This window comes from Bifidobacterium favimelis, from assembly GCF_037963085.1.
GTDB lineage: Bacteria > Actinomycetota > Actinomycetes > Actinomycetales > Bifidobacteriaceae > Bombiscardovia > Bombiscardovia favimelis.
In genome coordinates, this window is the sequence record NZ_JBANDZ010000003.1 from 22,025 (window position 1) to 48,241 (window position 26,217).

Consider the following 26,217-nt stretch of genomic DNA (forward strand, 5'->3'; position numbering starts at 1 on the left):
CGTAAATCTAAGGCGTCACCTAACTCTGGGTTATACAGGGCATTCTAACAAGTTACAGGTCCGCGCTGGGATATCAGCAAACCGTTGGAAAAACAAGGAAAATCAGGAAGGGGAAGAGCTCCCGGCTAAATCCCGGCAATCCTGCTTGTCGAACTAGTTGGATTCGAACCGGTGATTCTCTTTTATCGTTGTTCTAAGCCTCTTGAGACGCCATAGTCTTGCAGTGGTCCTCAAAGCATGGCAATTAAGCTATCTCATAAGGTCGGGTAGTTTGCATGAGATCGCGTCGAATACCATGGAAAATTCCCAGTCGTGTCGCGGATGTTTCTAAATGGGGACGCCGCCCCGAATGCCCGAGGCGGCGAGAGGTTAGTTGTTGTATTGAACCGAAGGGGTGCGGCCCTGCGGGCGTAGTTGCGTATCTACCAAATTGAGATAACGACGAACGCGAGCGATTGAGTAATCATTTTCAGCCGCTAAGTCCTTTATTGACTTGCCGGTTTCATACTCGTCTCGGAGCAGCTTTCCGACAGCGATCTCGCTGTCTTTGGTCAGGCGCTCATGGTTTTCAAGTGGTGGAGTACTCTCAATTTCGCCGCCCTCATAGCCTTTATACACCTTGCCTTGGGGAGTGATGTCTTCATCTGCCTCGTTGCCCCAAACCGTCCAATGCGCCTGAGGATAACGTGCGAACATCTCCAAGTATGGGCCAGGTGAGCAGTTTTGTATGATGCTGTATTGTTCATCTGGCTTGCGTGAGTGTTCGCGCTTGCGCGTTTCGATCATGTTGACCTGACGACGACCTGCGTCCAGTGTACGCATATGGCCCTTGACGCCAAACAAGAACAGTTCGGTGACATTGCGGAAGTAAAAGCCCACGCCGCGTCCGTCCGGGCCTCCATCTTTGCGGCGCTTTGCCCAAACAATATTGGTCACGTAACGGAAACCCCACGACTCCATGACCTCGATGCCTTCTGGCAATAGAGCGTTAGGTACCCACAGATATAGGTGGGCATTCTTCGCCGTCACATCATTGACCGGAAGAGCTTTGATCTCGTCTAAGGACATGGTAGCGTAACGACCGAGCCTTTTATGCTCGGGAGCGACTTTCCCTGTGCGGTTCTGGAAGCGCCACGGCGGATCGGCAAGTACTGTTTTAAAGCCGCCTGCGGTAGTTGGCAGGGGTGCATATAGTTTCTCGGTCACATAACTAGAATAACATAAATAGATCTTTAAATAGATCTTTCCTGGGCATGTAGCGGATCTAAACTTGGTCTATGGCGTTTACGACCCACTCCTACGAGGACCCTGCAGTACTGGCAAGTGACATCCGCTCTCGCTACGAATTTCATGAAGTGCGCAGTGCTTGCGCTGTGATGAAGGCCGTGTCGCCTGAGGAATGGGAAGATATCACCGACGTGCTGGAAGGCTTCAGTTTCTCGGCGAATCTGTTGCTCAGGGCTGGCGGTAACAATTCTGAGATGGCGGAGACGCTGAACCGTGCGTTACGGGATCGGGGCTGGCGCGAGTGTGCCTACAAACTAGAGACAAAGGGGAAGATTACCTTTCGGGAAGCTGACGCACTCGATGAAGACCTTGGCACCATGAATGAGGCTTCTTATTGGGTGGACAATCGCAAAGGTCGCGTGCTTGTTGATATCGAATGGAATGCCAAGGACGGAAACCTGGATCGTGATCTTGCTGCTTACCGCGCATGGCACGAGGCCGGTCTGATCGATGCTGCGATGATTATCACTAAGCATCGCGAAGCTTTGTTTGAAACGGCCATCAAACTGTGGGCGCCCCATTTGAATGCGACTTATGAAGAGGTGTACAAGGCGACACGTAAGGCGAAGAAGGCGAGGAAGGAAGAAGACAAGAGATTGGCGCTGCCGCTCGACTTAACAACTACTACTGTCACAAGTCTGACCAAGGCCACTGACCGCATCAGTCGAGGCGAAGCTGGTACGTGCCCAGTTGTGGCAGTCGGTATCTCCGGTGCAACATGGGACGGAACCCCATATCAAGAGATGCAAGAGGGGAACAGCCTTCCTTGATTTGACCAGAAGCTTCAAATACTGAATCTTTGGTGTTGACAGTGAATCCCTTTCCACCAACCGACCACACTCTGATTGTGCGGCGGTTCTCCTGCGTAAGCAGATACTTGTCCAGCAGCTTGTTGCTGATGATCCAGAACGGTATGAAACTTACCGCGTGATCGTTGTATCGGGTTAAAGCGTGGAAAGGTAGTGTTATGGCTGATCTCTGCTTAAGTGGCTGCCAAATTCATCAACTGCCAGAATCGGTAGTCCTTCGTGCTCTTCCCACGGGTGCCGGTAATCTACCACTCAATCAGCATCCTCAATGATATTGTCATCATAGGTATATCTTGTTGTCTGCGTCTTGTTGTCGCATATATAGCGCACAGTGATCTCATATCTAACGTCCAAAGGTCGCACAATCGAGCGCTGAGGCAAGTTCGGGAAGGTACCGGGTTTATTCGAATGCCTTGCTGTTTTTGACATTTGGGAGCGCATTCGGCTTAGTGGTACGCTATCCTTGATTTGCTGTTGCAAATTGGCAAAATAAGGCCTGCTGCCCTGTTTGTCTTTGAGATCATTTTCCTACCGCGGAGTAATGATCGATGGTTTCCGAACAGAGAAACCAATTTGCGAGTGTATAGCGATGAGCGAATGGATGATTCCGAGTTACTTATAAATGATAAGAATCTAGAGTACGCAGAAAAGTTACTAATAAGTGCAAATACAATAAAACAAATGCTGGAAGCAAATCCCGCCGTGTCCTTGTCGAGATAAGCCCTGGTTGATTATCAATAAAGAGCAATTATAAGTAAATGGGATAAATGGAGATTCTGCATATCTAATTAAGGGAAGGAGCAGACTAATCGATCGTTCCGAAAAACAAAAGCCGAATATTGAGGATTAACTTGCTACCGAAAATGAACTGGTTTAGCACTAGTGAAAGTACTTCCCGTTTTTATCGGTATAACTAATCAGATCGCAGGACTTATGAACTGGGTAGACAGGCATAGTCCTCTGTGTCCGATGAAATGACGGATCGTATGCTTCAGGATGTTGTTGGAGCAAAGTGTCATAAGCTATACATTGGGCTGTCTCTTGAAGAACTGGTTAAACGTGTGAAGACGAGCTGTGCCGAGATTTCGGACTGGAAATCTCTGACTGACTGAGCATCAGGAAATGTTACAGACTAATATTGCAGCAGAAGTTTCGTTTTTAAGATTTGTAATGAAGGATTTGGCTATTTACATGAGGGCGTTGGAGAAAACCAATACCCCTGGGTGACTCAAGCGCCCGATATGGGCGCAGAAAGCGCTGGCGGGTATCGGTGAGAAGCCAGACTGCTCCAAGAAGCACAACAGAAGACATTTGCCTCCGATCTGAAGTAGAGTCGTTTGGTGTCGCAACGGAAATGACCTTCATTTTGGGTGTTGCACTAATTCGAACGATGTTAGTTGATCGTTTCAGGTCGTTGCTTTGGAGTGGCTAATGTCTAAGAACAACTTATGCGGGCAAAACTATCGCTGCTATGAGAACGACAGGAACCAGTATCTATTTGAAAGTGGGGCACTCGTCTGATGGTGGTATCTAGGAGATGGTGATCAGCGTGCGGGTGCACGAGCTCCAGTAAGTGCGGCTCCACACGAATTCAAGTGCAAGTGGCTATATAGCCCATGAAACGCAGGATCATCAAGGGTATGCCGAAAGATGCTTCCGGTGGAGTGATAAGCCTATAGGCTTCTTCTAAGATGTGGAAGATGCCATCTAATCCTGTTGTGGACATTGAACCACTCGGATATACCAGTGTTCGCGTTTTCTCACCCCCCAGCAGATGGCAAATATTGTTGAAGAGGCCGCTCCTGCTGATATAGAGAAAGCTGCAGATATTGTTTCTCACCTACACTGGTTTGGGTGCTAACGAGAGCGTGGCTCTTCGAGACGAAGATCTGAATTTCATTAAGTTACTCATTTTGATAATGAGAACTATCGTTATAGACCCGCAGGAACATTGTCGCGTCTATCTCAAGATTCCTAGTTTGCACCATTGAACAAGTACGCAGTGGACGTAATACTTGATGCATTTCTGTTCACTGTGTTCCATAGCGGCATGATTTATTAGAGCACTTTGCGAACTTACTTGTGGTACCCGGCCAAAGGAGGAGTTGGCTATGGTGGCATGGAAGAGCTTTGTATTCTCTGCTTTCAACCTACCTAAGCGCAATTTGCCGTCATTTTGGGTTGCGATGTGAAGACGACTCTGAGAGCATTGCGGGACATGCTTTGACAGCAAAGGCATTAAACCCATGTGCGGCGCCTAGGCCTGGCCGTGTTGATGAGGTGGCAGCATCCATAGAAGCCAAAAGCCAGCAGTAAGAGGAGTAGCATGAGAAGGATCTGGCACTTGCCAACCAGGTTCCTTAGCCATGTCTATCAATGTTAGTCTAAACGAGGCTAGGTAGAAATGAAAGAAACCGGGTAATCAGTGAGGATACACAGGTTCGCCTGTGGAGCTAGCCGGATTCGAACCGGCGACCCTCTGCTTGCAAAGCAGATGCGCTACCAGCTGCGCCATAGCCCCAAAAATGTGTAGCGGATTCTTGTCGACGAGATTTGCGTGGGCCTGGGAGGACTTGAACCTCCGACCTCATCCTTATCAGGGATGCGCTCTAACCAGCTGAGCTACAGGCCCAAACCGCGTGATCAAGAATCACACAAGGAGCTAGCTTACCATGCCCCGAAAAGATGTCAATCCAACCCGGTGTCGTCATCCGGTCTTCATCGAGGCCCGCTTCTTCCGGCTCGGCCGGTTTGCCTGGTGCCCGGCCAGGCGTGAGAATACCGGTATGGTACATGCTTCAGACCGTCGTTCCGGATGGGATCGCCATTCAGGACCAGACCAGTGCTCCGGGTCATGCCCTCCTTCCGAATCGGTCTTGCACGTGGAACCGGCCTTGCGCTTGGGATCGGGGTCGCGTTCCGGAAAGGGTCGATATGTCCAGGTGGGCAGACCCTATGTCGTCTATGTCGATGACATCCCTGTCCAGGTCACGGCCAAGCGGATTCGCAACGTCTACCTGCGTGTCAAGCCCCCGGATGGCCGTGTGGAGGTGACGGCCCCTGTGAGCATGTCGGACGGGCGGATAGCCGAATTCGTCAGGTCGCGCAGGGCCTGGATAGATCATGGTCGGCAGCGGATCGCCCTGGCGGTCCGTGAGCGGGAGGTCTCCCGGATGGAAGCCGGGGGCAGGGCCGATGGGGATGTCGAGCCGGGTGCCGCGGCCGGACCCGGTCATACCGGCGGCCAGCAGGCGGGCGGAATCGGTCTTCAGCATGAAGCGGAGTGCAAGACCACGCCCGACCGCGACGCGCAGGCCAGGCGGATGCTTGAGTCCCGCCTTCCACCCCTCCTTGAACGGTGGGTGCCCATAGTCGGCAAGGGCCCGACCGCTCTCACCCTGCGCTCCATGAAGACCCGGTGGGGGTCCTGTACGCCTGACACCGGCAGAATTCGGATCAATCTGGAGCTGGCATGGGTGGATGAGGACCTTTTGGAGTATGTGGTGGTCCATGAGTTGACCCACCTGCATGCGCGCGGTCATGGGGCCCGTTTCCAGCAGTTGATGACCGCTTATCTGCCGGACTGGAAGGACCGGAGGAGACGGCTGAACCGCCATGTCATCGTCTAGCCCCCTACATGCGTCAATAGTTGTCCCCCCCACCGTCCCTCGTTCGATCAGCCCATCCGCCTGCCTGATTCACATTCGACCACATTGCCCGTCATCCTTCAAAGCCCTTTCCCTTTGGGCTAGCGTTGGTTATGGAATCGGATCAAGATGATTGCATCGGTCTGCGTCTGGGCCAGTGTGAGTGCCGACAGCTACGAGGTCCGGTGCGAGAAAGGTGGGCATGATGGCTGAAAGGGAATCGGGTAGGGGGCTCAAGCGGGCCGTGGTGACCGGCGCCTCGAGCGGCATAGGGCAGGCGAGTGTGCAGGCCCTGGTGGCCAAGGGCTGGCAGGTGGTCGGTCTGGCCAGGCGGGAGGACCGGCTCAGGCAGTTGGCCGAAGACCTGGGCGGGGCCTTCACCTACCAGGTCTGTGACGTGACTGATGAGGATTCGGCCCAGTCCGCCGTTGATGCAGTCCTCAAGGCCGGCCCGGTCAAAGCCCTGGTCAACTGTGCAGGTGGCGCCTTCGGCAAGGACCCCGTAGCCACTTCCGACTTGGATGACTGGAGGGGGATGTACGAACTGAACGTACTGGGCACCCTCCGCATGATTCAGAAGTTCATGCCTGCCCTGAAGAAGTCCGAGGGGACGGTGTTGATAATCTCCTCAACGGCCGGCATCGAGCCCTATGAGGGTGGCGGCGGTTACTGCGCGTCCAAAGCCGCCGAGCGCGTCATGGCCAGGATTCTCCGCCTGGAGATGATCGGTCAGCCCATCCGCGTGATCGACATAGCCCCCGGGCTGGTCCACACCGACGAATTCTCTCTCAAGCGTTTCGGCGGCGATGCGGCCAAGGCCGAAGCCGTATATGCTGGCGTGCCCGACCCCCTGACCGCGGAAGACATCGCCGGCTGCGTGACCTGGGCCCTGGAACAGCCAGACACGGTCGACATCGATCAGATCGTCGTCCGCCCCCGTGCCGAGGGTTCCTACACCAAGGTCTATCGGAAGTCCTGACGCGTCCCGGCGGGGAGCCTTCGGGAAGGCGGGCCTGGCCTGGCCTGGACTGGCCTGGCCTCAGGCGCAACAAAAGCGGGGTGGGACCTTTCTCGGTCTCACCCCGCTCGGAATCTGATGAATCAGATCAGGTGGCTCCTCATGAACCACTGGAAGTGCTCGAGCTCCTGCACGTGGTCCTGAATGATGTTGGAGCTGATGACGTCCAGGTCGTCCAGCTGCTTGATGGCCTCACGGTCCAGCTTGATGAAGGAGGTGTAGAACTTGTCCAAGGCCTTCAGATAGTCCAGGGCCTCCTGGCGGCCTGTCAACTCGACGCCGTCCCAGGTGCGGTTCCTCAGGATGTCGTCAGGACGGCCGTCGGGAGAGCCGCCCAGGGTGGCGATGCGCTCGGCGGTTTCATCCGCCATGTTCAGCACCGAGTCCACCTCCGGATCCATCATCTCGTGGATGCCGATGAACTCCTTGCCCTTCATGTTCCAATGGGCGTGCTTGAGCACCAGGGCGCACTCCTGCTCCTGGCTCAGACGGCTCTGCAGGATTTCGATGATCTTCGCGCTGGTGGACTCATCCAAACCAGGTACGACAAAACTCAATGACATGATTTCTCCTTCTGTCGGTCTTTTGCATCCGGCTACAACGTGGTAGGGTCCGATGCCCGGCCATACTTCCAGGGTAGATGAAGTGCGGCGAAAATCAATCACTGACCCGGACCGATATGGTGATAAGAAAGACGTTCGTCGCGTGGCGCGGCTGGCCCGAGCGGACCGGCATCCTCCCCATACGGGTGATTCGGGTCTGCCTGCGGGCATCAAGATCTGCCGGGCCTGTCGGGCCTAATGAACGGACGGGGTTTCGGGCCCGTGCCCCGCCTCAGAGTCCTTCGGAGGGGGTGTCGCGGTCTGCTTGCGGACCTCGATGGTTTCAATACGCCGACCGTCCACCTTGGTGACGACCATGTCGTATCCGTCGTCGGAGTGGAGTACGTCGCCCACCTCGCCCATCTTGCCGGTGTGGGCCAGGAAGTACCCGGCCAGGGTCTCGTAAGGGCCGTCTTCCAGTTCTATGCCCGTCAGGTCCGCGAAGTCCTCGATGGTCATCCCCCCGTCGATGGTGGCCACCCCGTTCACGAAGGCGGTGACCCCCTGGCCGGAACCCGGTTTCTCTTCGGGCAGGTCGTATTCGTCGCGGATGTCGCCGACAAGTTCCTCGGTCATGTCCTCCAAGGTGACGATCCCGTCAGTCCCCCCGTATTCGTCAATGACGACAGCCAGATGTATCCCCTTCCTGCGCAGCTTTTCCAGGCTGGGCAGGAGCTTGGAGGTGCCGGGCAGGGAGATGCCCTGTCTGGTCACGTCGGCGACTGTCTTGGCATTGGGCTTGCGCACGTCCAGCAGGTCGCGCACATGGACGAAGCCCAGCACGTCGTCGAAGTCACGCCCGGTCACGGGGAAGCGGGAGTAAGGCTCATTCCGCACGAACTCGGCCGCCTTGTCCAGAGGCATGTCGCCGCTGATGAAGACCACGTCGGCCCTGGGGCGCATGACCTCGGCCACGCTGGTCTCCGAGGCGTCGAAGACATCGCTCAGAATCATGCGCTCGTCCTTGCTCAGGTTGGTGTTGGAGGAGACCAGGACCCTCAGCTCATCGTCGCTCACCTCGGTGTCGGTCTGCTGGGGGTCGAAGCCCAGTATGCGGACGATGCCGTTCGTGTTCTTCCCGATCAGCCAGATCAGGGGTTTGCAGATCGTGGAGAACACGTCGATTGCGGGGACCACGGCCCTGGCTATCTTCTCGGTGCGCTGCATGGCTATGCGCTTGGGGACCAGTTCCGAGATGACGATGGAGCAGTAGGAGATGATCAGGGTGAGGACGATGGTGGTCAGTGTGGAGGCCAGCCCCTCACCCACACCCCATCCGGTGACGATGGGAACCACATGGGGGGCGATGGAGGAGGCTCCGAAGGAGGCCGACAGGAAGCCGGAGAGGGTCACGCCTATCTGAACGGCGGAGAGGAAGGTGTTGGGGTCCCTTGCTATCCGGGCCACGCGCGCCCCGCGCGCATCCTCCTGTTCCATCTGTTCCAGCTGGGAGCCACGGAGGGAGACCAGGGCCAGTTCGGTGCCGGAGAAGACGGATCCAATCAGGAGGAAGACGAAGATCAGCAGGATGTTCAGCCATATGGACATATATCCAATGTACGTTATAGGTCGCCCCTTTGCAGGTCTTGGACGGATATCACGCCGTCCGGAAACCTCCAGCCGTCAGATCCGGCCCTGTCCGGGATCCGGTACCCTCACCCGGATGACCCCTCTTCCGGCCTATACTTGTACAGTCAATCAGAGCAATCCGCCGCGAACCAGGGTCCCAGGGACCACCAGGGGGCCGGCAGCGTCCCGAGGAGATGGAAATGTCACCGAATCTGCCGGTCACCGGTGCAGCGATATTGGGTGTTGTGGTGGTCATCGTCATCCTGTTGGCCGCAGGTGGCATTCTCCTCTACATCAGGAAGCGCAGGATGTCGGATTCAGACATGCGCATCGAGGGAGCCGAGCACCTGGCGGACACTGCCGGCGGTGCGGGTGATGACCATGCCCAATGGTCGCAGGCTGATGAAGACTCCACTTCGGACGGGACGGCCGACTTCCTCAACGCAGGTGACGGGGAGGACGGCGGCGCGGGGCGCGGTTACACCGTCGATTCCGGGCAGGACGACGGGGGTGCCGGTGTTGCAGGCGGGCCCGCTGCCGAAGGGGATGACACTTCCGGCGATCACCGGGACTGAGACGGAATCACCTGGGCAGCCCGCCCCTCACTGCGGATGCCCTTCCTGTGTGGCTCTCGTGTCCATCGGGACATGGCCTCTGTGTCGTATCGCACAAATCAGGCGGGCTGCCGCCCTTTCCTCCTCGGGGCATGGGTTTTACGATAGTAAGTGACGATTCGCCCGCTTGCGGGACCGCAGCCCCGGCACAAGATGACCGGGGCCCTGTTGACCTCCGGGCCGGGCGATGGAACGATGTTATTGGATTCGTGAAAGGAATGCGATGACGCTGCTACAGCACGAGCTGACCGATTTCAAGACCCAGGCCTACCAGGACAACAAGACCCACGAGGTCACCAAGCAGGACCTGCTGGGCCATTGGTCCCTCATCTTCTTCTATCCGGCAGACTTCACCTTCGTCTGCCCCACCGAGCTGGAGGACCTGGCAGACCACTACGAGGACTTCAAGAAGGCCGGCTGCGAGATTTATTCGGTCTCCTGCGACACCGAGTATGTCCATAAGGCCTGGCACGAGGCCAACGATAAGATCGCCAAGATCGACTTCCCCATGCTTGCCGATCCGACCGCCACCCTGGCCAAGGATCTTGACAACTACAACGAGGCCGCCGGTCAGGCCGAGCGCGGCGACTACATCATCAACCCCGAAGGCAGGGTGGTCGCCTATGAGGTGACCTCCTCCAACGTGGGCCGTAACGCCGAAGAGATTCTGCGCAGGGTCCAGGCATCCCAGTTCGTCTATGAGCACGGCGACCAGGTCTGCCCGGCCAAGTGGGAGCCCGGCGACGAGACCATCGAGCCCAGTCTGGACCTGGTGGGCCAGCTCTGATTCCGACCGGGGCCTGGGATGACCGGCTCCGGATATGAACCGTCGACGGGTGTCGGCTGCGGTGGCTGATCAGCCGTGGCCGACGCCCGTCCCTGCATTGGACGGTTCTCATGCATTCTTGCAACTCCCTTGCCCCGTGCGGCCCGTCGTCAAGGCGGCCGGGCGGAGGCCGGGCCTGACCTGGCGGGGACCGTGCAAAACCGGAGTGACAAGCTGAAGAGGAAGCGTATGACTGAAGACAACAACCTATATGACGTGGTCATCGTCGGCGGCGGCCCCGCAGGACTTACCGCAGGCCTCTACCTGGGCCGCGCCCGCTACCGGACCCTGGTGTTGGAGAGGGGCGACTACGGCGGCCAGGTGACCATCACCTCCGACGTGGTCAACTACCCGGGCGTGATGGACGTGGACGGGAGCAAGCTGACCGAGACCATGCGCCGTCAGGCCCAGAACTTCGGCGTGGAGTTCATGTCTGCCGAGGCCACAGGGCTGGAGGTCGGCGGTGACATCAAGACCATCCACACGACGCGCGGCGATGTGCGGGCCTTCGGGGTCCTGATAGCCACCGGTGCCAGCCCCCGCAAGATCGGCTTTGCCGGCGAGGAGGAGTACGCAGGCAGGGGGGTGGCATACTGCGCCACCTGCGACGGCGAGTTCTTCACCGGCAGGGAGGTCATCGTCATCGGCGGCGGGTTCGCGGCGGCGGAGGAGTCCGTCTTCCTGACCAAGTACGCCAGCAAGGTCACCCTCCTGGTCCGTGAGCCCGACTTCACCTGCGATGCCGGAGTTGCGGCCGAGGCCAAGGAGAACCCGAACATCGAAATCCACTACTCCACCGAGCTCAAGGGGGTGTCGGCGGGGCCGGGCGGTCTGGTCGAGGCGACCATCCTCGACAGGGCCACCGGGCAGACCCGTGTCTGGAAGCCCGCCGACGGCGGGACCTTCGGAGTCTTCGTCTTCGCGGGCTACATCCCCCAGACCGACCTGGTCAAGGGCCTGGTCGAACTGGGCGACCAGGGTTACGTCGTGACCCACGGATACTTGGAGACCTCGGTCCCCGGGATCTACGCGGCCGGCGACCTGCGGGTGAAGAACCTCCGCCAGGTGGTCACCGCCACGGCCGACGGGGCCATCGCCGCCACAGAGCTGGAACGGTATGCCTCCGACATGTCGCAGAAGACCGGTCTGGTTCCGCCCAGACCAAGCGAAACCCCATACGAGCGTTCCGAGCAGGAGGCCGCCGACCAGGCCGCAAGGAGCGGGACCTCACCCGCTCCGGTGGCCCAGTCACAGGAGGCATCGACCGTGAAGACCTCCGGTTTCTTCGGGCCCGACATCCGCAAGCAGTTGGATGTCGTCTTCAATCGGATGTCCAACCCGCTGATCCTCAGGTTGGAGCTTGACAAGACCCCCCTGTCGGCAGAACTCAAGGCCTTCATAGGTGAGCTGTCCGACCTGTCCGACGGCAGGATCAGCGTCGAGGAGGCCCCCCAAGCTGAGGAGGATGGAGAGGGCCGGGCCATCTTCCAGGCCGATGGAGACCTGCCGGATGCCCGTCCCAACGTCCGCATCTGCCGCGTGGGGGAGGACGGGAAGGCCCAGCCCACCGGACTGGCCTTCCACGGGGTGCCCAGCGGCCACGAGTTCAACTCCTTCGTCCTGGCCCTTTACAACGCCGCCGGTCCCGGTCAGCAGGTTGACGACGACACATCTGACAGGATCGATGCCTTGGACGAGCAGGTCGACATCATGCTCCTGGTCTCCCTGACCTGCACCATGTGCCCGACCACGGTCCTGTCGGCCCAAAGGATCGCCTCGCAGAACCGGAATGTGAGGGCCGAGGCTTACGACCTCTCCCACTTCCCCCAGATCAAGGACCGGTATCAGGTGATGAGTGTGCCCTGCATCGTCATCGACAGGGGAGGGAAGCGGACGGTCGAGTTCGGCAAGAAGTCCGTCCCTGAGATGCTCGACCTGATCGAGGGCTGAGGGCGTACCGATTCGGCCCTTCAAGGGCGGGCCACCTGTCCCGGCAGGTTGCCCGCCCTCTTGTCGGTGATATCCGTCTTTCAGAATGGGGAGGCCTGGAACCTTCCGGATTGCGGGCATCTTAGCCTCGGCGGACCTGGCCTGGTTGCTCGATACCGGAATGGCGCAAGCCGAGGCCCGTAATTGTGCTCTTGCAAAGAGGATAAAGTGCATAATCTGTAAACGGCTGAACACATGGTGACGTCTCGAGAGCCAGCCCCAAGGTCGTGCAACCCTCCCATGCAGTGATTCCCGCCATATGTGCCGAGGAAGATAACTTAATATTTTAGCTACTTGAGTAGCGAATTACATCGAATATTGCAGCTGTCACTGATGTGTGATGGCATTCGCCCATTTTCCTCCAGTGGATTCCGGGGTTGTGCGTGTGGTCTGCCTTGACCAGCTCCGTGCAAGTCGCGGATGGCGAGATCAGGGACTCTCCACCGGTGTTGGGGACGGATCGGATGGATTCCGCCCGCCGACGGTAAGCGGCGTGGCGCCGATAAATAATTGTGAACTGACGTTTTGGAAGGCAAAAACGCGGCCACGCGGACATAAAAATAGGGAAATCGGATTGTTCATGTACAATAGTAGATACTGTTCAGGCTGGGAATACCTGGCACGATTCCTGGCACGGCATGGTTTGAGTGTTCCAAGGATGGTCACGGGAAATGAGCGGCAATCGTCCGGTCTTTGCGGGGGGCAACCCCGGGCGCGAAGGGAAGCACCACCGACTGTACGGGTGGGTGCGCAGGTCGACCTGTACCCTGGTCTGTCTGGCGGCCGCCGGCGCCTTGACGCTGACCGCAGCGGCCGGACCTGGTGAGTCGACCAAGTCCCTTTCCTCACAGACGCCAGCCGTCACGTCGCACCCGGACCAGCAGGCGGCCGGCGGTGTGACCCCTGGCAACCCTACCCGGCCTGCGGCCCCGTCAGCGGTCCGGACGGCAGGCACCAGGGCCGGTTCCCCCATCTTCCTGGTCGTGGCTGCGGACGGGACGCCTTCGTTCGATGCCGATGACCAGGCGGGCAATGACCGATCAGCCGACAACGGCATCGTCAGGGTCAACGACAAGGTGATCTACAAGGTTCAGTACCAGTACAACAATTTGCAGAATCAAGACGTCTCGTACGTCCTCAAGCTCCCCAAGGGGCTGATGATGGATGATGTCCCGACAAGCTGCGCGGCCGGATCCACACTGACGCCGAAGTCGGCAGGACAGCCCAGCCTCCCCTACAGGTCCGATTCCCTGGACGACCTGGAAGCGCAGACCCTGACCTGTCTGATGGGCCGAAAGACCGGTTCGTCGACCGAGGCCAGGACCGTCGAGGTGAAAGTCAGCAATGCGGTTCCCAATGGGAGGGTCCTGACACCCGAATCACTCGAATTGAAGGTGGGGAATGTGCCGGGGACATCGGCCGGGGCGCGCGATTATGCGGCCGACTCCCTGCCCCCGGTCACTGTCTCCTCCCGCCTCAAGTGGGATCTCGCCATGCAGTGGCCGGTCATTCCGGATTACACCTGGGGGCCCAGGCTGCGCAAGTGTTCCTGGGACGAGTCCAGAACCTGCCAGTACATCGAATACCCGCTGATGATCCAGGCCGATGCCGACGGGAAGGGGGCCATGCCCGTCGTGGGGCCGGTGTCCATCACAGACGACCTCTCGCCTGACGGCCTCTTCCCTCAATTGACGGATGAGCAGAGAAACCGCATGAAGACGGACCCGGACAAGTATGGAGCCAGGGTCTCGGTGGACCCCGGGAAATTCCATGTCAGCCATATGCCCCTGCCGTCTTTCGGCTTCTACGATCCCCCGCAGCCCGATAAATCCGTCCGTGATTCCGGCGTCTTCACCGCTGTGCAACCGGCGGGCCCGGGGACGCCCGCCACCATAACGATAGAAAAGACCGACTGGTCCCTCCTGACCAACCCCAAATACAGCGAGACCGGCAGCCCCCTGCCGGAGCACATGGCATATGTGGTTTCCATGTGCGTCAACGTCGACATACCCATCGACACGGTCACGGATTTCGGCACCCAAGCCGCAGGCGCCGCCACCTGGTCCTTGGACATGCACAACAGGTACACGCAGATGGAGATGCGGGGCCTTGACGCCGGTTCCGACCATGCGACCATCGATTCGCAACCGACAGCCAACGACTCGTTAGACAGGACCCTGAGGCGGGACATCCCCGGGGGGCTGACGGTCGGCATGGGTGGCATGCCAGGGGATGCCAGGAACACTCCGGGTGAAAAGTTCCATAAGGGCTGGGCCAACAGCATACCCGGCCTGCCGGGGGATGCCGTTTACAGGATGGCTGAAAACACCGTCATGCGAGGGCAGAAGGTGACGGCGCAGCTCATGTACGGCGGGGCCAACTCCTCCGCTCCCACGACGGTGACCCATTTGAGCTGCGCGGTCTGGGACCCGGCCCAGTACTACCTGACAGACGTGGATACACCCGGTGCCGACCCCGGTAGCTGGTACGACCGCCCTTCAGGAGGCAGGCCGGTATGGTTGTCCGGAGCCAGTCCGGGCATGGCCACACGGCCCATTCAGGTCTGGTATGCGGGAAATGCCGAGGCCGGGGCCGGCACGCCCAACAGGAACAGGCTCTCGGATGCCGACTGCTCCGGTGTCAACTGGGTGGATTCGCCAGACAAGGTGCAGGGCAACGACCCGGCCCTGGCCGCCCAGGGGATATACACGGCCGTGAACAGGGTGCGGATCTTCGCCCCCATCCCACCTCCCCAGGGGATTGCCGACACGGTCTACGAATCGGTCCTGGTCGGTCTGACCGTCTCCTCCCAGAAGGTGCCGGACGGCAGCATCCTCGACTTCTGGAGCTCGGACCGGCAGAAATACACGGATTCTTCCTTGGCCGAGATGCTTGAAACCCCGCTCCCCTCAGCCTCCGGCTTCATCGCGGATCACTGGGGCTGGGCCACCCTGGCACGTGCCCATGCCAGGATCGGCCAATTGGTTTCTCCCGCCTCCGACGACTCGAACAGGGTGAAGACCCTCAAGGTCACGGGCAACGACCTGGTCCACTTCCACATAACCCCCACCCTGACCTCGCCAGGCGGCCCGGATGAGACGACCAACGAGGTCTGGATCGAGGACTGCCTGCCTGCCGGCCTTGAATACGACCCCGCAGGCACCACTCCCACCGACAACCTGACCACTTATCCGCAGTCGCCCCCGGATGCCAAGCGTGCCTGCGGGGCGGGGGAGACCTATATGAGGTGGATCTTCCCAGGCCAGAAGGTCAACGAACCCATCGCCGGCGGAACCATCGTCGTCCAGGCCAGAGTCTCGCCCGCCGCCAAGAACGGCTACTACGCCAATAACGCCTACATCTGGGCCAGCGGTGACAGGACCACGGACAAGGACCTGCTCAGCTCCTATTCCCTGGTCGTCATAGATAACCCGGCCGGTGTCTTCCTGGACAAACTCAACGTGACCCCCCAGGTCCAGGTGAACCGTTCCGGCTCCCTGTTGACCCAGTCCAACGTGTGGAGGGTGAGGCTGGGCAGTACGCTGGAAACCCAGGAGACCAGGCTGACCGATCCTGAAATCATCGATGTCCTGCCCGGGAGGGCTGGTGATACAGCCAGTCATTTCAGCGGGAAGGCGGTGCTGAAGTCGGTCAAGGTGACCCAGGGGGCGGAGAACGGCAGGACCGTGACCGTGGAATACACCAAGGCGGACAAGGTTCCCCGGACCCCAGACTGGAGCGTCCCGGTAACCTGGTGTGCCACCCTGGGCGGCACCGGCTGCCCAGCCTCCCTGGATGAGGTGACCGCGATCCGCCTGGTCAGACCGGGGATCCTGGTCAACGGGGAGGCCATCGATGTCCTCATATCGGTGGATCTGATCGGCGACAAGGGTGGCGATGTGGTGACCAACACCGCCTACGGCAGGGTGGGCGGCCTGGGCAATCCGGTTGGTCCGGTCTCCCGTACGCAGAACGTGGTCTCCTCCTCCATCGGCGACAAGGTCTGGTGGGATGTCAACGGCGACGGGATCCAGGATGAGGGGGAGCCGCCGGCCGTCGAGGTGGCCGTACGGCTGACAGGCCTGGATGACCTGGGCAACCAGGTGGATACGCTGGCCGTCACCAAGGCTGACGGGACCTATGACTTCCCTGAGCTTCGGTCCTCTTCCACGGCCGGTTACACGCTGACCTTCGACAGCACCGTCACGGCTGCCGCCTCCTTCTCTCCCAAAAACAGGGGGAATGACCGGAGCAAGGACTCGGATGTCGACAGGAAGGGCCTGGTGGAGACCATCCTCCCCATCCACACCCGCCTTACCGGCCTGGCCGCCGGCCTGCAGACGGGGAGCCTGGCATGGACCAAGAAATCCGCGGAAGGCTCGGCCTCGCTCAAGGGGTCCCGGTGGAAGATCACCGACTCCTCAGGCAGGCCGGTATACTCCCAGGACGGCAAAAGGATGGAGGACATCTGCGACGCCGAATCCTCCGCCTCCACCTGCCCCCTGGATATGGACCCGGCTCCGGCCGCCTTCCTCGTCCAGAAGCTCCGGGCCGGTGAATACCTTCTGGTGGAGACCAAGGCCCCGGCCGGGTTCGGCCTGCTCGACCCCATCCCCTTCACCATCGACAGGGACCACCCCGACATCAACCTGGGCTCCCTGTCCGACCCCCTGCGTGATGGCCCCGCCCTCCCGCTGACCGGAGGGGGGAGCAGGACCACATGTCTCCTGGCGGGCCTGGCCCTCCTGGCCCTGGCGGCAGGGGTGACGGTCACCAGATGGGGGCCACAGGGCTTCAGCCGCCTCATGGAGGGACGGATTCTCCGCCCCTCAGCCGGGCCAGGGCCCAGTGGGAGCCGCTATGCATGAACTTTGAACCCGAAAAGCAGCAGCAGTCATACAAAGAGATAAATCAGACAAGTCGGGCGATGATGAATCGCACGCGACACTTTGCAAGGAGAAGACCATGGAAGGTCAACTGAAAGCAGGATGGCGGTCCAAGGCCGCCGTGGCCCTGGCCGTGGCCGGAGTCCTGGCCCTGGGCGGCATGACGGGGCTGACGGCCCGGGCCGCACAACCTGGTTACGGCAACATCGACGGGGCCAAGAAGGGCTCCATCATCATCCACAAACATGAACACCAGAGCGGAACCTCCGAGATCGCCAAGCCCGACGGCTCGGTGAACCTGACCTCGCCGGGAATCAACGGGGTCACCTTCACCATTTACCGGATCACGGATTTGGACCTGACCGTCTCAGCGGGGTGGGACCAACTGGCCAAGCTGAACGCCCCCCGGCAGGTCGAGGACGGGGCCACCAGCGCCGACTTCCCCGACAAGGACGACCCGGGCACGACCACTCCCCATGGCCTGACCAGCGTTATGTCCGTGACGACCGCCGGGACAGATGGTTCCGGCAATCCCCAAGGGGTGGCCACCGCCTCCTCCCTGCCGGTCGGGGCCTATCTGGTCGTCGAGACCGGGCGTCCCTCCGGAGTAATCGACTCCGCCCCGCCCTACATCGTGACCATCCCCTTCCCCGACAAGGGGGTTGGGGCCTCCAACGGCTGGCTCTATGACGTCGAGACCTACCCGAAGAACAGCGTGGCCACGATCACCAAGGGGGTGAACCCCCAGCAGGGACTGGGCCTGGGTTCCACCGCCACCTACACGGTCACCGCCACCGTGCCCCGTCTGGCAGGGGATGCGGCCTTCCAATCCTACGAGATAACCGACGAGGCCGATGCCCGGTACGTGTCGGATCCGGACGTCAAGGCCGTCAAGGTCGAGGGGGCCGCCCTGACCAAGGATCGTGACTACACGGTCACGGTCTCCGGGAGCAAGGTGACCATGTCCCTGACCTCCGCCTACCTGGCCGGCTTGAAGGCACATGCCGACAAACAGGTGGTCGTCACCTTCTCCGCCAAGGTGATCAAGGTCCCGGCGGACGGGGACATCCAGGACAAGGCCACGCTGGGCGTGCGAGACGACAAGGCCCACAGCGTCACCGACCCGGTCGTCACCGCCGACCAGTACTGGGGTGATGCCAGGATCTTCAAGGTGGACGGAGGCGACAGCGCCAAGGCCGCCGGCCTGGCCGGAGCCCGGTTCAAGGTCTACCCGGCCAAGACCCCCTATCCCTCTGCGGGTGCCTCCTGCGAGGCCACGGTGGCCGACGGCGCCCAGCCGATTTCCGTGACCCCCTCCGACGGGGCCACGCCCGTCACCGAGTTCGAGACGGCGGCGGATGGAACCGTGCTCATCCCCGGTCTCTTCGTGTCCGATTCCAGCAATGACCCTGTGGCGGTAACCCAGCGTTGTTACGTCCTGCAAGAGGTCAAGGCGCCGGCCGGCTACACCCTCCCGACGGGGAACGCCGCCTACACGGCCCTGGTCGTCAACAAGGGCGCGAACGCCACCTCCGTACGGGATGTCACCATCGAGAACACCAAGAGGAATGGGCCTGACCTCCCCCTGACGGGTTCCGCCGGTGCCGTCCTCCTGACCCTGTTGGGCCTGGCCCTCCTGGGTGGCGGCCTGGCCGTCGTCATGGTCAAACGGTCCAGGGCCCGCTGACCGGGCGGCTCCCGACCGGTCTATTCCGGTGCGCTCAATGCCGGGGAAGGACGGAGGGGTGAAACAAAAGGCCAATGGCACTCCTGCCGCCGGTCTGTCCAACCGACTGCTCACCCTCCTGGCCGCCCTCCTCTTCCTGGCAGGGGGCATCCTGGTCCTCTACCCCTCGGCGGCCTCCTGGTTCGCCCAGTACAACCAGTCCAAGGTGGTGGCCCGGGGGGTGCCCGACCCCGATAGGGTCAAGGCGGCCGACCAGGCCGTCCAACTGGCCGCCGCGGAAAGGTACAACGGCCTCCTGCAGTCCGGGGCCTCCTACAAGGCCGGCGGGAACCTCCCGACCAGTCAGGCCGGCTCCTTCCTCCATGACGCCTACGCGGGCGTCCTGGATGCCGGCCGGGGCCTCATGGGACGCCTGCAGATCCCCTCCATCGACGTGGACCTTCCCGTCTACCACGGCACCTCCGACGACACCCTGCTGAAGGGGGCGGGCCACCTGGAGGGGACCTCCCTGCCTGTAGGCGGCGCAGGGACCCACGCCGTCATCACGGCCCACCGGGGGCTGGCCAAGGCCACCATGTTCACCAACCTGGACAGGATGGGCAGGGGGGACCGGTTCACCTTCTCGACGTTCGGCAGGGTGATGACCTACGAGGTGGTCCAGGTGCAGGTGGTGGACCCTGACCAGACAAGGGGGCTCGGACCGGTGGAGGGGGAGGACCTGATGACCCTGGTCACCTGCACCCCCCTGGGCATCAATTCCCAGCGCATCTTCGTCACCGGTCGCCGGGTGGTCCCCACCCCCGACGACGATCGGAAGGCCGCCAGTCAGGTCTCAGACCTTCCTCATTTCCCATGGTGGGCCCTGATCCTTACCACACTCGTGTCGGCCGTGGCGGCCCGCATCTGCCTGGCCTTTCAGCCGGGCCAGGAGGTCCGGCGGCACTGCACAGACCGGAAGCTGCGGACCTGAGGCCAGGAGTCCCCCTTCTGGCAGGGCCCACCTGAAGCCGTCAATCCGGGCCTGTGATTCAAAACGGCACGGCGGCGGGACCTCGTCATCAGGTCCCGCCGCCGTGCCGTATCAGGAGGCTGTGCAAATCATCCCGTGTTCTGCAGGCCGGCGGCGACTCCGGACACCGTGCACAGGATCAGGTAGATGAAATCGGCCTGTTGGCTCTGACTGAGTTCGCCCTTGTCGTTGCGCTTGCGAAGCGTCGCCAGGGCCCGCACCTGTGTGACGGAGAGGGCATCCACGTAGGGGGAACGTATGCGGATGGCCTGGCCCAGCACATGGCGGTGTTGGAGGGGCCATTCGTCGCCGACTATGTGCAGGACCCACTTGCGGGTGAGTTCCATCTCGGTGAGTACCTTCTCGCTCAGATCCTCCCGGTCGCCCAGGCCCAGGTACATCTTCGCGATGCGCTCGTCGGTCTTGGCCAGGGACATCTCGATGTTGTCGATGAATGTGCTGAAAAGCGGCCATTCCTCATAGGCGCTGCGCAGGGTGTCCAGGTCGCCGAACTCCTCGCAGGCGGTGCCCAGGCCGTACCAGGCGGCCAGATTGATCCTGGCCTGTGCCCAGGAGAAGACCCAGGGGATGGTCCGCAGGTCGTCCAGGGACTTGGCCCCCAGGCCCCGCTTGGCCGGACGCGACCCGATGGGGAGGAGACCGATCTCGTTCAGGGGGGTCACTATGGAGAACCAGGGGGCGAAGTCGGGCGTGTTGAGCAGGTCGAGGAAGCGCTTGTGGGCCGACTGGTCCAACTTGTGGGCCATGTCCGCGAACTTGCGGGTCATGGTCGTGTTGCGTTCCTCCACGCTGGGGGCCGACTGGAGGAGGGTGGCGGCCGCCACCGACTCGATGTGCCTGATGGCCAGGACCGGGTTCCCGTACCGGGCGAAGATGACCTCCCCCTGCTCGGTCAGCTTGAACCGGCAGTTCACCGATCCGACGGGTTGCGCCAGTACGGCCCTGTTGGCAGGGCCGCCGCCGCGGCCGACGGCCCCTCCGCGGCCATGGAAGAGGGTCAGGTCGATGTCATGCCGCTTGGCCCACTGGGCTATGCGCTCCTGGGCGGAGTGCAGGGCCAGCGTGGCCGAGACTGGGCCGGCATCCTTGGAGGAGTCGGAGTAACCCAGCATGACCTCCATCTTCCCGCCTGTCTGCTTGAGCCGTGCCTGGACTTCGGGGATCTTGATGATCTCCTCCAACACGTCCACGCAGTTCTCCAGGTCCTCCAGCTGCTCGAAGAGGGGGATCACGTCGATGACCGGCACGTCTTCGGGGTGGGCGAAGGCCAGACGGTTGAGTTCGTAGACATCCTTGACGTTCTGGGCCGACTTGGTGAAGGAGATGATGTAACGGCGGGCGGCCTTCTGCCCGTTGCGCTTCTGGATGGCCCCCAGGGCCCTGAAGGTGTCGAGGACCTCATGGGTCATGGGGTCGAGTTCTCCCCGCTCCCCGTGCAGACCGTGCTCCCGTATGTCCTCCAGGGCCCTGGAGTGGACCAGGGAGTGCTGGCGGAATTCCATTTCGACCATGTGGAAGCCGAAGGTCTGCGCCTGCCAGATCAGATCCTGGAGGGGGCCATATGCCTGACGGGTCGCCCCTGCCTTGGCCAGGGAGTCCTGGACCACACGCAGATCGGCTATGAAGTCCTCGCAGCTGTCGTACATGAGGTCTGCATCGCGTTTGATCGTGGCCTCCAGGCGGTCCCCGATGACCAGGGTGACGGCCCGGTGGAGCTCGTTGCGCGATATGAGTTGGGCCCTCTCGGTCAGGGTCTCGCTCATCTCCTTCTGCCTGCTCCACAGGTTCCTCAACTGGTCGCTGGCCGGGGTGGTCTTGGCCTCGACGGTCATGTTCCTGCCCACCGTGGTGGTCGCGTCCTTGAGGGCCCTGAGCATGTGGTCCGAGAACTTGCGGGCCACCTTCCGGCTGACCTTGGCGGTGACGTTGGGGTTGCCGTCGCGGTCGGTGCCTATCCAGCTGCCTGGGTGGAAGAAGGGGGGGCATATGGGCTTGACCTTGCCGGCCTTGTTGCCCAGGGCCCAGTCGTCGAAGCGGCGGTAGACCCGGGGGATGGTCCGGAAGAGGGTGGAGTCGAAGATGTCGAGGATGGTGTTGGCCTCCTCGACGGGGGTCGGCTTCTTGGGGGCGATAGGGGAGGTGCGGAAGAGGGCGTCGATCTCGCAGTGGAGCTGGCGTTCGTTCTCCTCCAGTTCCGACCCGCCCAGACCCCGCCTGACGGCCAGGAGGTTGGCGATGCGGCGAATCTTGCCCTCGACCGCCTTGCGGCGTGCCTCGGTGGGGTGGGCCGTGAAGACCGGGTGGAATTCGAGTTTGTCCAGGAGCTCCCGGGCCTTTGCCGGACCCATCTCGTTGATCAGCTGCTTGTAGGCCACGGTCATCTCGTTGATGGGGTCCGTGGCGTCGTGTTCCAGGCTGACGGCCGCTTCACGTGAGTGGAGGACCTCCACACGGTAGTTCTCTTCGCAGAGGTTGGCCAGGTGGAAGTAAGTGGTGAAAGCCCTCGCCAGCAGTTGGTCCTCGTCGACGGGGGTCTGATCTATCAGATCCACGGCCTTGGACAGGCCGCCCTCGCGGGGGAGGGGGTCGGAGGAGTGGCGGTTGAAGTGCTCGGCGCTGGCGTTTATCACGTCGTCGCGCAGGGAGTCGAAACGTTCGAGGAGCTTGGGGTCGAATTCGTCGAGCACGTCGCGCAGGAGACGCAGACAGAGGTCCATGTCCGAGCGCAGCGTCTTGGGCAGGTCCCTCTCCTCGGGCCCCTTGGTGCCGGTGCCGGACGTGACCAGCCCCGCGTCCGCGGCCTTGATCTGTTTCTTTTCTTCTTGACTTGTCATAGAGCCTCCAGTCTGATTTCCGGTTGCCCGGTCACCCCCACCTCCACGGCGCTTCCGTGGTTATGTGGAAGGAGGCGTTGCGGACCCACAGCCATCCATCAGCGGTTTCAACCCCATTGTAGGTCCGTGTCCGACGGGTGTGTGCCGCCGCCCGTCGGGGAGGCGTCTGCCGGGGATGACGCGGCCTCCTCCGGGTGCCGATGCGGCCTTCCGGTCCTTCCGGCCGCAGGCTGTTTACCTCGTTGGAGTAGAAATATAGACGTGAGATTCGGATTCAGCAGAAAACACGGGACGGATGCAGGTCGCAGCAAGAGCAAGGCTGCCGCGAGACGGGTGCGTGAGTATCACACGCATTCCATCCCCCTGGACATGGAAGACATCGAGCGTGATTATGACGAGCCCATCGTCGATGCCTGCATAGCGGCCAAGACCAGCCTGATAGTCCGTGTGGGGATGCTGGAATTGGGGGCGGGCACAGGAAGCTTCCGTGTGCGCGAGATGATGAACCGGATCGCCTACCCCATGGGGGTCCATGTGAGGGCGGACGTGAACCTGACCGGCATCGAGGCGGCCTGCACCGACGGGGTCTCCCGGATCACCGAGGTGGTGGACCTGCCGACCACCGGGGTGAATACGGAGCGGATCTGGCTCCTGGAACACTTCGCTGACTGGCTGAGCGTGAACTGCGGTCAGCCCAGCACCTACCACGTCATGCCCGTGGTCTCCAAGGAGCTGGTGGACAACCTGGACGACCCCGACCTCTACCGGGCCGCCCGGCGGGCCGTCAAGGAGGTCCTGGCCAGGGACGGGGAGGCGGCCGCCTCCATGAGGGAGGCCGCCCGTCAGGTGGCCCGCAACCGGGATGCCATCGAGGAGAAACGGATGGAGGCCAGCCAGGTGGACACCCGGACGGCCGTGGGCCTGGCGGCGGTCGGATCCCATACAGAAGACAGGGTCCGGGCCGGTCAGGCCGACCAGTTTGGTCAGGCCGATCAGCTCGGTCAGGCCGATCATGCCAATCAGACCGCCACGCAGGGGTTCGTCGGCGGCTTACCCGCCGTCTCGGCTCTCGACCAGAAGGTGCCGTTCGAGGGTGAAGCCGGGAGTCCGCGCGATGATATGGACGGGTCCGGGCAGGGCAGGGCCTCACGGTCGGCACTCTCCACCTCCCATGAGGGGGCTGCGAACCCAGGTCCCGGCCTGGCCGGCCTCAACCGTGGGGTCACCGTCAGGGAGGCGCATGAGCGGCTCAACCTGATCGAGCAGCGCAGACCCTTGTATTCCCCCCTCTTTTCCGCTCTGGCGTCGGCCGTGGCCTGCGCGGCCTTCGTCTTCCTCCTGGGCGGCGGCCTGTATGACATGGCAGGGGCATTCGTGGGGGCGGGCATCGGCCAGTGGTGCCGCAGGATGCTTCTGGGCAGGAGGATCAACCAGTTCTTTGCGACCGGGGTATCGGTCATCGTGGCGGCCCTGGCCTGTGTGGCCACCATCCGTCTGGCCGGCCTGGCCGACCCGGAGGCCCTGAGGCACGATACGGCCTACATAGGGGCCATCCTTTTCGTCATACCGGGCTTCCCGCTGGTCACGGGCGGTCTTGACATCGCCAAGTTGGACTTCCCCTCTGGCATTCAGAGGATCACCTACGCCTTTTCGATCATCCTGGTGGCAACCCTGGGCGGGTGGGCCGTGGCCAGGCTGGTCATGCTCAACCCGCAGGGGTTCGCCCCCCTTGACCTCAACCCCTGGCTCCAGGCCGGCTTCCGCATGGTGGCCGCCTTCTGCGGGGTCTGGGGATTTTCCGTCCTCTTCAACTCCCCCCAGCGGATGGCCCTGGTGGCGGCCGTCATCGGGGCCATCACCGACACGATGAGGTTGGAGATGCAGGACTTCATGGGGGTCCCTCCCGAGATGGGTGCCTTCCTGGGTGCCTTCATGGCCGGCCTCCTGGCCACGGTCTGGAGGTCATCCGTCCGTCACGGCTTCCTCGCGCCCGACCTGGGCTTCCCCCGGATCAGCCTGACCGTCCCCTCGATCGTGATCATGGTCCCCGGCCTCTATATGTACCGGGCCATGTTCTACCTGGGTCAGTTCAACACCCTCAACGCCCTGGATTGGGCCTTCAGGGCCTTCATGGTCATCATCTGCCTGCCCATAGGCCTGGTGACCGCCCGGGTGCTGACGGACAGGGCCTGGCGCTACGACGTGTGAGTGATTGCGGCCGCATCGATGGCCAGGCCGGGTTGGTTCGGTTCAGTGGGCCGGGTTCAGCGGGCCGGGTTCAGCGGGCCGGGTTCAGCGGGCCGGGTTCAGTAAACCATCCCCATGGCCTCGCGGACCTGGTCCAGGGTCTCTTCGGCTATCCGCTCGGCCCTCTTGTTGCCCTCGGCCAGGATGTCGTGGATGTAGTCCATGTCCTTGGCCAGTTCGGCGCGGCGCTCGCGGTGGGGGGCCAGGAACTCGTTGACGGAGGCGGTCACATACTTCTTGAGTGCCCCGGCCCCGGCATCGCCGATTTCCTCTGCGATTTCCTCCGGGCTGCGGCCGGTGACCAGACTGGCCGTGGTCAGAAGGGCGGAGACCTGGGGACGGGCCACAGGGTCGAAGGTGATCCTGCGTTCGGAGTCGGTGGGCGACTTCTTGATCAGCTTGGCGGTCTCCTCGGCGCTGGCCCCAAGCATGATCGAGTTCCCGTAGGACTTGCTCATCTTGCGTCCGTCCAGGCCGGGGATTTCGGGGGCATCCGAGAGGATGGCGGCCGGTTCGGGGAAGACCGGGCCCTTGGACCCGTACCGCTCGTTGAACCGCCTGGCGATGGTCCGGGTCAGCTCCACATGGGGGAGGTTGTCCTTGCCGATCGGGACCACGTTGGCCTTGCAGAAGAGGATGTCGCAGGCCTGGTGGACGGGGTAGGTCAGGAGGAGGCCCGTCAGGGCATGGCCGCTGGCCTCCATCTCGGACTTGACCGTGGGGTTGCGATGGAGCTCGGCCTCGGTCACCAGGGAGAGGAAGGGGAGCATGAGCTGGTTCTCGGCGGGCGTGGCCGAGTGGGTGAAGATCATGGTCCGCTCGGGGTCGATGCCGGCCGCCATGTAGTCCAGGACCATGTTGAGCACGTTGTCGCTGATGTGCTCGGTCGTGTCGCGGTCGGTGATCACCTGGTAGTCGGCGATGATGATGTTGGTGTGCACGCCCCGGTCCTGCATCTGAACCCGCTCGCGGATGGACCCGAAGTAGTGCCCCAGGTGGAGGCGGCCGGTGGGTCGGTCGCCGGTCAGCATGGTGTACTGGTCGGGGTTCTTGGTCAGTTTTTCAAGCACGGCGTCAGAGCGCTTCTGGGCCGCCTTGAAACTTTCGCTGATCTCGTTGCCGACTGCCGTCAGCTGTTCGTCGTCCTGCATTGGTCCGCCCTCATTCAATCC

General features: G+C 61.6%; 15 protein-coding genes and 2 tRNA genes. 10 read left to right on the plus strand and 7 right to left on the minus strand.

The annotated features are described in order from the left end of the window. Positions 1 to 369 precede the first annotated feature (369 nt). A complete protein-coding gene (locus tag V6584_RS07440; RefSeq protein WP_340470097.1) occupies positions 370 to 1,206 on the minus strand; it encodes an MT-A70 family methyltransferase in 837 nt (278 codons plus the stop codon). Positions 1,207 to 1,277: 71 nt separating this feature from the next. Between V6584_RS07440 and V6584_RS07445 the strand changes: the two genes are divergently transcribed. Beyond that, on the plus strand, positions 1,278 to 2,057 hold the full coding sequence (locus V6584_RS07445; RefSeq protein WP_340470096.1) for a BglII/BstYI family type II restriction endonuclease: 780 nt from the start codon (positions 1,278 to 1,280) through the stop codon (positions 2,055 to 2,057). A gap of 2,487 nt (positions 2,058 to 4,544) precedes the next feature. On the opposite strand, the gene V6584_RS07450 is transcribed toward V6584_RS07445, so the two are convergent. Beyond that, a tRNA-Ala gene (locus V6584_RS07450) sits at positions 4,545 to 4,617 on the minus strand. 37 nt (positions 4,618 to 4,654) lie between these two features. Continuing rightward, positions 4,655 to 4,728, minus strand: a tRNA-Ile gene (locus tag V6584_RS07455). 310 nt (positions 4,729 to 5,038) lie between these two features. On the opposite strand from V6584_RS07455, the gene V6584_RS07460 reads away from it, so the two are divergent. Together V6584_RS07460 and V6584_RS07465 are read left to right on the plus strand one after the other, a co-directional pair. After that, positions 5,039 to 5,725: a M48 family metallopeptidase gene (locus tag V6584_RS07460; RefSeq protein WP_340470095.1), complete on the plus strand. Its 687-nt coding sequence runs from the start codon at positions 5,039 to 5,041 to the stop codon at positions 5,723 to 5,725. A 220-nt stretch (positions 5,726 to 5,945) separates the two neighbouring features. Continuing rightward, positions 5,946 to 6,722, plus strand: coding sequence for an SDR family oxidoreductase (locus tag V6584_RS07465; protein ID WP_340470093.1), 777 nt, complete (start codon positions 5,946 to 5,948; stop codon positions 6,720 to 6,722). A gap of 122 nt (positions 6,723 to 6,844) precedes the next feature. Here the strand turns inward: V6584_RS07465 and V6584_RS07470 are convergent, their stop codons facing one another. Together V6584_RS07470 and V6584_RS07475 are read right to left on the minus strand one after the other, a co-directional pair. Continuing rightward, positions 6,845 to 7,324 (minus strand): Dps family protein, encoded by a 480-nt coding sequence (locus V6584_RS07470; RefSeq protein ID WP_340470091.1) that lies wholly within the window; start codon positions 7,322 to 7,324, stop codon positions 6,845 to 6,847. 234 nt (positions 7,325 to 7,558) lie between these two features. After that, positions 7,559 to 8,911 carry a hemolysin family protein gene (locus V6584_RS07475; protein ID WP_340470090.1) on the minus strand — a complete coding sequence of 451 codons (1,353 nt, stop codon included), beginning with the start codon at positions 8,909 to 8,911 and terminating at the stop codon, positions 7,559 to 7,561. Between the two features lie 221 nt (positions 8,912 to 9,132). On the opposite strand from V6584_RS07475, the gene V6584_RS07480 reads away from it, so the two are divergent. The 6 genes from V6584_RS07480 (at position 9,133) to V6584_RS07505 (ending at position 19,904) form a co-directional block, all read left to right on the plus strand. Continuing rightward, the gene (locus V6584_RS07480; RefSeq protein WP_340470089.1) at positions 9,133 to 9,507 is read left to right on the plus strand and encodes an LPXTG cell wall anchor domain-containing protein; all 375 of its coding nucleotides are present in this window, start codon (positions 9,133 to 9,135) and stop codon (positions 9,505 to 9,507) included. Positions 9,508 to 9,769: 262 nt separating this feature from the next. After that, a complete protein-coding gene (locus tag V6584_RS07485; protein WP_340470088.1) occupies positions 9,770 to 10,333 on the plus strand; it encodes a redoxin domain-containing protein in 564 nt (187 codons plus the stop codon). Between the two features lie 228 nt (positions 10,334 to 10,561). Continuing rightward, positions 10,562 to 12,322 (plus strand): FAD-dependent oxidoreductase, encoded by a 1,761-nt coding sequence (locus V6584_RS07490; protein ID WP_340470087.1) that lies wholly within the window; start codon positions 10,562 to 10,564, stop codon positions 12,320 to 12,322. Positions 12,323 to 13,032: 710 nt separating this feature from the next. Then, a complete protein-coding gene (locus V6584_RS07495) occupies positions 13,033 to 17,229 on the plus strand; it encodes an SdrD B-like domain-containing protein (RefSeq protein ID WP_340470085.1) in 4,197 nt (1,398 codons plus the stop codon). 97 nt (positions 17,230 to 17,326) lie between these two features. After that, on the plus strand, positions 17,327 to 18,934 hold the full coding sequence (locus tag V6584_RS07500; protein ID WP_340470083.1) for a SpaH/EbpB family LPXTG-anchored major pilin: 1,608 nt from the start codon (positions 17,327 to 17,329) through the stop codon (positions 18,932 to 18,934). Between the two features lie 58 nt (positions 18,935 to 18,992). Further along, positions 18,993 to 19,904: a class C sortase gene (locus V6584_RS07505; RefSeq protein WP_340470082.1), complete on the plus strand. Its 912-nt coding sequence runs from the start codon at positions 18,993 to 18,995 to the stop codon at positions 19,902 to 19,904. Positions 19,905 to 20,032: 128 nt separating this feature from the next. Here V6584_RS07505 and V6584_RS07510 read toward each other — a convergent pair whose 3' ends face one another. Further along, positions 20,033 to 22,798: a phosphoenolpyruvate carboxylase gene (locus V6584_RS07510; protein WP_340470081.1), complete on the minus strand. Its 2,766-nt coding sequence runs from the start codon at positions 22,796 to 22,798 to the stop codon at positions 20,033 to 20,035. A gap of 369 nt (positions 22,799 to 23,167) precedes the next feature. Between V6584_RS07510 and V6584_RS07515 the strand changes: the two genes are divergently transcribed. Beyond that, positions 23,168 to 25,006 (plus strand): threonine/serine exporter family protein, encoded by a 1,839-nt coding sequence (locus V6584_RS07515; protein WP_404802644.1) that lies wholly within the window; start codon positions 23,168 to 23,170, stop codon positions 25,004 to 25,006. 98 nt (positions 25,007 to 25,104) lie between these two features. Here the strand turns inward: V6584_RS07515 and trpS are convergent, their stop codons facing one another. Next, positions 25,105 to 26,196: a tryptophan--tRNA ligase gene (gene trpS / locus V6584_RS07520; protein ID WP_340470080.1), complete on the minus strand. Its 1,092-nt coding sequence runs from the start codon at positions 26,194 to 26,196 to the stop codon at positions 25,105 to 25,107. Between the last annotated feature and the right edge of the window lie 21 nt (positions 26,197 to 26,217).